This window comes from Kitasatospora sp. MBT63, assembly GCF_000710465.2.
Classification (GTDB): Bacteria; Actinomycetota; Actinomycetes; order Streptomycetales; family Streptomycetaceae; genus Kitasatospora.
Map to the genome: position 1 here is coordinate 1 of NZ_JAIZ01000382.1, position 8,147 is coordinate 8,147.

Annotated in this window: 5 protein-coding genes; 4 read left to right on the top strand and 1 reads right to left on the bottom strand. The window is 72.5% G+C overall.

What is annotated here, in order from left to right:
- Nucleotides 1-44: 44 nt before the first annotated feature.
- A complete protein-coding gene (locus AA75_RS22280) occupies nucleotides 45-1,067 on the bottom strand; it encodes an NADP-dependent oxidoreductase (RefSeq protein WP_033821947.1) in 1,023 nt (340 codons plus the stop codon).
- 119 nt (nucleotides 1,068-1,186) lie between these two features.
- Between AA75_RS22280 and AA75_RS22285 the strand changes: the two genes are divergently transcribed.
- From AA75_RS22285 to AA75_RS22300, 4 genes are all read left to right on the top strand, one after another.
- Complete coding sequence (locus AA75_RS22285; protein WP_063794414.1) at nucleotides 1,187-1,801, top strand: TetR/AcrR family transcriptional regulator; 615 nt, start codon at nucleotides 1,187-1,189, stop codon at nucleotides 1,799-1,801.
- A gap of 210 nt (nucleotides 1,802-2,011) precedes the next feature.
- Nucleotides 2,012-3,676, top strand: a complete 1,665-nt coding sequence (locus tag AA75_RS22290; protein ID WP_033821948.1) for a TIGR03767 family metallophosphoesterase — start codon at nucleotides 2,012-2,014, stop codon at nucleotides 3,674-3,676.
- 236 nt (nucleotides 3,677-3,912) lie between these two features.
- Entirely contained in the window at nucleotides 3,913-6,849 is a 2,937-nt protein-coding gene (locus tag AA75_RS22295) for a LuxR family transcriptional regulator (protein WP_033821949.1), read from the top strand.
- 157 nt (nucleotides 6,850-7,006) lie between these two features.
- Nucleotides 7,007-8,147 (top strand): AAA family ATPase (locus tag AA75_RS22300; protein WP_033821950.1); only part of this gene is annotated, 1,141 nt, incomplete at its 3' end.

The window sequence follows — 8,147 nt, forward strand, 5'->3', positions numbered from 1 at the left end:
GTCCGGCGCCGAACGGCCGGGCACCCGGGGTGGGTTGGGAGGGGTCAGCCGTCGAGGCGGACGAGCATCTTGCCGGTGTTCGCACCGCGCATCATGCCGAGGAAGGCCTCGGGGGCGCGCTCGATCCCGTCCAGGACGGTCTCCTCGGCGCGCAGGGCGCCGCTGGCGAGCCATCCTCCGGCGAGCCGGGCGTACTCCGGGGCGAGGTGGTAGTAGCTGCCGACCAGGAGGCCGCGCAGGGTGAGCTGCTTGCCGATCGCCAAGGCCAGGTTGCGCGGTCCCGGGGTGGGCTCGGTCGCGTTGTACTGGCTGATCGCGCCGCACATGGCGATCCGGCCGCCGGGGCGCATCGCGGTGATGGCGGCCTCCAGGTGGTCGCCGCCGACGTTGTCGAAGTACACGTCGATGCCCTCGGGGGCGGCCTGGGCGAGCTGGTCGGCCAGGGAACCGGCCCGGTAGTCGATGGCGGCGTCGAACCCGAAGTCCTCGACGAGCTTCTTGGCCTTCTCGGGGCCGCCGGCCGAACCGATCACCCGGGAGGCACCGAGCTGGCGGGCGATCTGCCCGGCGACGCTGCCGACGGCGCCGGCGGCGCCGGAGATGAACACGACGTCGCCTTCGGCCACCGGGGCGACCTCGACCAGGCCGGCGTAGGCGGTCAGGCCGGGCATGCCGAGGACGCCGAGGTAGGCGGGGGCGGGGGCGAGCGAGACGTCGATCGGCATGACCGTGGCGGCGTCGACGACGGAGTACTCACGCCAGCCCAGCTGGTGCAGGACCGTGGTGCCCACCGGTATGGCGTCCGCCCGCGAGGCCACGACGGTACCGGTCGCACCGCCGCTCAGCGGGGCGCCGAGCTCGAACGGCGGGATGTAGGAGCCGGTGCCCGCGTTCATCCGACCGCGCATGTACGGGTCGACGGACATCCAGGTGTTGCGTACGAGCAGCTGGCCCTCGCCCGGCTCCGGGATCGCGCTCTCCACCAGGGCGAAGTTCCCGAGGACGGGCTCGCCGGTGGGGCGGGAGGCCAGGTGGATCTCTCGGTTGACGAGCGGGGACTGGGTCATGGCGCTACTCCTGAGGGTTTTGGGCTCGGCAGGCTGCCCGGAACGGCAGTTCTTGACCTTTCGTTCCAATACCGTAGCCGTTGTGGAACGACAGGTCAAGAACCGGGTACCGTGGAGCCATGGGAAGACCGCGCACATTTGACGAAGAAGCCACCCTGGACCGGGCCATGCTGCTGTTCTGGCGCAAGGGCTACGAGGCCACGAGCATGAACGACCTGGTGGAGGAGCTCCAGCTAGGGCGGGGCTCCATCTACGCGGCGTTCGGGGACAAGCACGGCCTGTTCATCCAGGCGCTCGGCCGCTACCTCGCCCGCCAGTCCGACCTGCTCGACAGCGCCCTGAACGACCGGGAGCCACCGCTGCCACAACTGCGGCGGCTCTTCGAGACGCTCCTGCGGGCCGACAACGCCTGCAGCGCCGCCGGCTGTTTCAGCGTCAACAGCATCGCCGAGCTCCTGCCGGACGACCAGGCCGTCGCCGAACTCGCCCGCACCAGCCTGCGCGCCGCCGAGGACGCGTTCGCCGCCCAGCTCGCCCGGGCCCAGGCCGCCGGGGACCTGTCCACCAGCACGAGCCCGCGCGAAGCCGCACGCCTGCTGGTCGCACTCGTCCAGGGACTGCAGATCCTCCGCAAGGCCGACCCCGACCCCGTCCGGGTCGCCGCCCTCGTGGACTCGGCGTTCGCCCTCATCAAGGCCCTGCCGGAGAGCGCTCGGGTGCCGCAGGCGTGCTGACGGCGCGGCCCGTGCCGGTCCGGCGCCGCTCGGCACCGGGCGGCGCACCGCCCGGGCGGGGGTGATGCTGAAGAGAGCGCGGACCCGCACCGTGGAGGCCCGGGCCCGGCGCCGCGAGGAGAGGTGCGCAGGTGCCGCCGTGCCCGCCCCGGGGTACGCGTTCCCCGCGTCGATGACCGATCCGGACGACCGGCTACGGAAGGTACGGCCATGGGCGGACCACTCACGACACTGCACAGGAGCATCGTCAGGGGCCCGGTCCTGCGGCAGGGGAGCGAGCACGGATACCACCGGCTGGTCGCCCGGGAAGGCGAACCGCATGTGGTCCGGGAGGACCTGATCGGCCACGCCTGGCAGGTACCCGCTCACAACGGCCGGCGCACCCTGCTCCACCTCGCCCACATGACCGATCTCCAGCTCGCCGACGTCCAGTCCCCGGTCCGGTTCGAGTTCCTCAACCGGTATCTCGGCGACCCCCGGGTGTCCACCGTGGTCCCGGTCCAACGGCCTCAGGAAGCCCTGGTCCCGCACGCGGTCGAGGCCATGATCCGCACCCTGAACGCCGTGGACGGAAGTCCGCTCACGGGTGCGCCGCTGACCCTGGTCGCCACCACCGGCGATGCGATCGACAACGCCCAGTGGAACGAGACGCTGGCCTTTCTGGCCCTCCTCGACGGCGGAACGGTCCGCACCGACTCGGGCGGGCCGTCCTACCAAGGGGTCCAGAGCAGTGAATGGCCGGACACCGCGTTCTGGAAGCCGGAGGGCGAGGGCCCGCAGGGCCCCGACCAGTGGCGCGAGCTGTTCGGCTTCCCGCACCGCCCGGGGCTGCTGCGCGCCGCGCTCGACGACTTCCAGGCCCGCGGACTGCGGCTGCCCTGGCTCGCGTGCGTCGGCAACCACGAGACGCTCACCCAGGGGGTGGGAGCGCTGACCCGGCCCCTGCTGGAGTTCCTCGCGGGGGGCCGCAAGCCGGTCGACGGTCCGACCCGTCCGGGGCTGGACGAGGTCCCGGCTCTCTTCGCCCACCGGCCGGACGCCTACCTGTCCGGCCGCCAGGCACCGGTCACCCCCGACGCGGCACGCCGGGGGATCACCCGGGCGGAATTCGTGGCGGCCCACTTCCGTCCCGGCAGCCGGCCCGCGGGGCACGGGTTCACCGCGGAGAACCTGAGCGAGGGCAGCGCCCACTACGTGTACGACGACCGGGACTCCGGCATCCGGTTCATCACGCTGGACACCAGCTGCCTCCAGGGGGGCGTGGACGGCCACGTGAGCGCCGAGCAGCGGCGCTGGCTGGAGGCGCGGCTCACCGAGGTGCACTCCCGCCACCGGCTGGCGGACGGCGGCGAGAGCACCACCGGCAACGAGGACCGGCTGGTCGTCGTCCTCTCCCACCACGGGTCCGACACCCTGCTCGACGGGCGGAGTCCGTCCCCCGACCCGTCCGGCCCGCCGGCGCTCTCCGAAGCCGAGGAACTCATCCGCGTCCTGCACCGGTTCCCGAACGTCGTCCTGTGGCTCAACGGGCACACCCACCGCAACACCGCCCGCCCGTGGCGGTCCCCGGCCGGCGACGGGCGGGGCTTCTGGGAGGTGACCACCTGCGCGGTGATGGACTGGCCGTGCCAGACCCGCCTGGTGGAACTGCTGGACAACGGCGACGGGACGCTCTCGGTCCGGTGCACCATGCTCGACCACGACGCGCCGTTGCAGCCCGGCCCGGACAACGGCCTGGACTCGCTCGCCTCGCTGCACCGCGAGCTCGCCGCCAACGTGCCGTGGCGAGGCGTGGAACGCCTTCCCGGCGGCCCCGGGGACCGCAACGCGGACCTGCTCCTGCGTGATCCGGCCGCCTTCACGCGCCGCCGGTAGCCCAGGGGCGGCAGGCCGCCGGGCGGCTCGGCGGGGCGCGGGTAAGGGCCGGGCGGCGGCCGGAACGGTCCGCGGCCTGCCGGTACCGGCCCGGGTGGTCCACACTGGTAACCGAGAGGAGTCGAATCGGCGGCTGTGACGCGCCCCCCTGGCGCAGCCGCAGGGAATTCGAAGCCCTGCAGGTCATGGGTCATCACTGTCCGTTGTACCCGCGGTCCCTGCTGGAGGAGGTTCGGATGGGAATCCGCGGTGGCGTGTGGGAACAGGGTCTGGCCGGCCGCACCGGAGAGCTGAAGGTGCTGACGGAGTGTCGCAGCGCGGTCGCCCGTGGTGATCCGTGGCTGGTGATGGTGCTGGGAGAACCGGGCATCGGGAAGACGGCGCTGGTGCGCCGGGCCTTGGCGGAGGGTCCGGACGGCTTGCAGGTCTGCTGGGCGTCGTGCGATCAGGCCGAGCGGGACATCCGGTACGGGGTGGTGTCCCAGCTGTTGCACCGTCTGCCTGCGGAGACCGCCGGGCGGACCGAACTCGCTCGGAGCCTGACCGGGGCGGGGTCGCCACTCGCGGTGGGCCGCGACCTGCTGGACGTGGTGGCGGCCACCGCCGAGTCGGCACCGCTGGCGCTGGTGGTCGACGACGTGCCGTGGGCCGACGACCAATCGCTGAAGACCTTGGCCTTCATGGCCCGTCGGCTGTGGTCGGAGCGGGTCCTGATCGTCCTGGTCGCCCGTACGACCGACACCGTCACAGGTCACCCGCAGAGCGAAGGGACCGGCGAGGAGGGCTCCCCACCGGGCGATGTCCCGTTCGAAGAGGATTGGCGGGATACCTGGCGGGGGTTCGACCGGGTCAGCGAGATCCGGCTGACCGGTCTTGGTCCGGAGGACATCGGGGACATGGTGACGGCGGCCGGCGGTCCGGCCTTGAACCGCGCCGCCCTGCAGAGATTGTGGGAGAAGACCGGCGGCCACCCGCTGCACATGCAGACGTTGCTGGGCCAGGTCAGCCCCCAGGAGCTCGCCAACACCGACCGGCCGCTCCCGGTCCCGGCCTCGTTGGAGGCCACGATCCGCCAGGTGCTCGCGGAGCTGCCCTCCGACGCCCGGCGCTTGGTGCAGGCCCTGGCCGTTCTGGCCGCGACCGTGCCCCTCGCCGTGGCCGGCCGGGTCGCCGACCTGGCGGACCCGACCGTCGCGCTCGCCCCCGCGCTCGCCTCCGGTCTGGTCGGCTGGCAGCCCTCCGATCCCAGGACGCCGGTACACATCCACCACCAGCTCCAGCGTGACTCCGTCTACGGGGCGTTGTCGTCCACCGAACGCCGCGATCTCCACCGCCTGGCCGCAGACCTGGTCAGCAAGGATGCCGCTTGGGCCCACCGGGTCGCCGCCGCGGACGGAATCGATCCGGCCCTGGCCGACCGGCTGGCCGCGGAGGCCGACGGCCAGGCTGCCGCGGGGCAGCCCGCTCGCGCCGCCACACTGCGGCTGTGGGCCGCCGATCTCGACTCGACCCGCGAACGCCGCGAACGCCATCTCCTCACGGCCGCCACCCATCTCGTGATCCATGAGAGACACGCCCGTTTCAGGACGCTGCGCGGCGCCCTCGAGGCCTGCGATCCCACTCCGCGCCGCGACGCGCTCCTCGGTTTCCTCGCCGGTCTGCGCGGCGAGACGGCCGCCGGTGCGGAACTCCTCAGCCGTGCCACCGCGAACGCAGGGGCCGACACCGAATCCGGTCTGCTCGCCGCCAGCTGGCTCGCGGCCGTCCACGTCCTTCAGGCCGACGGCCCGCGGGCCCTGGCCGCTCTGCGGCCGGTCATGGACCAGCTCCCGCACACTCACACCGGCATGGCCCTCGGTCTGCTGTCCTTCGCCACGCTGTTCACCGACGGACCCGCCGCAGGGCTCGAGGTCCTCCGCAACGCCGGCCTGCCCGACGCGGCGGCGGACGTCGCCACCGCCGAGAGCTTCTTGCTGATGTACCGCGGAACCATGCGGGTGGAGACCGGCCGCCTGCGGGCCGGCTCCGGAGATCTGGCCGCCCTCATCGAACGCCAGGAGAACCAGCCCCACCTCCCTCCGTCGCCGACGGAGCGCTATCTGCTCGGGTTCGCCCGTTACCTGGACGGCGGTTGGGAGGACGCCCTGATAGCCGCCGACCATGCGATGGCGGCGGCCGAGATCGGCAGCCACCGCCACGGCGTCCCACCGGCGCACGCCGTTGCGGCCATGGTGCACGCGCAGCGCGGCCATTGGACCAAAGCCCGGTCCCACCTCGAGGCCTGCTCCCACCACACCCCGCTCTTCCTCGAACTCAACTCCGTCTACCCGGCCATGGCCGGGGCGGTCCTCGCCCAGGCGCGCGCCGACCGGGAGGCCATGCTGCAGGCCCTGCGGCCATTGGCGCCCACGGCCGTCGGCAACGTCGGAGCCTGGCGGGTGCTGTGGCTGCCGCTGCTCGTCCAGGCCCTCGCCCCGGTCACTCCTCCGGACCAGCCTCTGGACCCGGTGGAACTCGACCACGTCCGAGGTGCACTGGCGCTCTTCGATGACATCGCCACCCATGCGCCGAGCCTGATGCCGACCTCGCACTGGCTCCACGGCCGGCTCGCCACCGCTCGGGGCGACACCGACTCGGCCCTGGCCCGTTACCGCGAAGGGCACTCGGCCCCGCAGCAGGACGACGGCGACATCCCGCTCCACCGTGCGCTGCTCCATCACGACCACGCTCGTCTGCTCATCTCCGTGGATCCGGCGGATCCGCACATCCGCCAGGAGGTGGTCGCACACCTGCAGGAGGCGCACCGCCGCTTCACCGCCCTCGGTGCCACGCCGTACGCGGAGCGCACGGCCGAGCAGCTCACGCGTCTCACGGGCCGCGACGCCCTCTCCCCCTCCGGAACGGCTCGGCTTTCCGAGGCCGAAGCCGACGGCGATGGCGATGGCGATGGCGCCTGGGCTCGCCCGGACGGAACCGTGGTCCGTCTTCCGGAGCTCACCGACCGCGAACAGTCCGTGGCGCATCTCGCGGCACAGGGGCTGACGAACAAGGAGATCGCCCGGCGGCTGTTCGTCAGCTCCAAGACCGTGGAATACCACCTCAGTCACGTGTACTCGAAGCTCGCCGTCACCGGTCGCCGGGAGCTCAGGAGGGAGTTCCAGGAGATCAGCTGACTGATCCGTCGGGGCCGCTGTATGAGTGCTGTTCGACGTGGGCGTCATCTCGCGGACGATGCGCAGTCCCGCTCGGCTCTTGGGGATGAAGAGTCACAGGTGGCATTGCCGGGGGCGCAGTGCACTCGTTTGGCGATCGGAGCGTGGGTGGCCGGGCATGGATGCGGATTCGGTTGTGGGCATCTCGCCGGCCTTCGTCGGGCGTGAGTTCGAGCTGGAGGTGCTGCGGACCTGTACCGCCCGCACCGAATCGGGCGAGCCCTGGCTGGCGGAGGTGGAGGGCGAGGCCGGCATCGGGAAGACACTACTGGTCCGGCGGGTGGTGGAGGGGCTGGACGGGTGGTCGGTGTGGTGGGCCTCGTGTGCCGAGGTGGAGCGGGACTGGCCGTACGGGGTGGTGGAGCAGTGGCGGCGCCAGGCCGGCCGGGAGGTTCTGCGGGACTGTCCGGTGCTGGGCGGGCAGCTGAGTCCGGCGGTGACGCCGATCGCGGTGGGAGCCGAACTGGTCGATCTGCTGGGGGCCGTACAGGACTCGGGCCCGGTGGCCCTGGTGGTCGATGACGCGCAGTGGATGGACGGGGGATCGCTGCAAGCCCTGTCATTCGTGATGCGCAGGCTCTTCGCTGACCGGGTGCTGGTCATAGCGACCATTCGGTCGGCGACAGGCGCGCAGGTCGGCGGTGAAGCAGTGGCCAGGGAGCGGACGGAGGAGTGGCGACGTCTCGTGGCGGGTTCCCCGAACGCGCGGACGGTGCGGCTGGGCGGCTTGAGCGAGTCGGACGTGAGGGACCTGCTGGAGGCAGCGGGGGGCAGCGCTCACCCGAGGACGGGCGCCGCCCACCGGCTGTGGGAGCACACGGGAGGTCATCCGCTCTACGTACGATCACTGCTTGCGGCCCTGCCGCCGGGTGAGTTGGCGAATCCCCGGGTGGGGCTCCCGGTGCCGGAGACACTCGCGGAGACGGTGGGGCGCAACTTGGAGCGTCTGTCCGAGGACAGTCGGGCCCTCACGGAGGCGCTGGCGGTGCTGGACACCCGCGTACCGCTGGCGCACGCGGGGGTGGTCGCCGGGCTCACGGTCCCGGCGGATGCCCTGGGACCGTTGCTGACGTCGGGGCTGGTGGAGTGGTCTCCCTCCGAACCGTCGTCGCCCGTGTGGATCAGCCACCGCCTGCAGCGCGACGCGGTCTACCGTGCCATGCGGCCGCAGCGCCGACGCGATCTGCACCGGGCCGCCGTTCCGGTGGTGGATGCGCACGCGGCGTGGGCGCACCGGGTGGCGGCGACCGATCACGCGG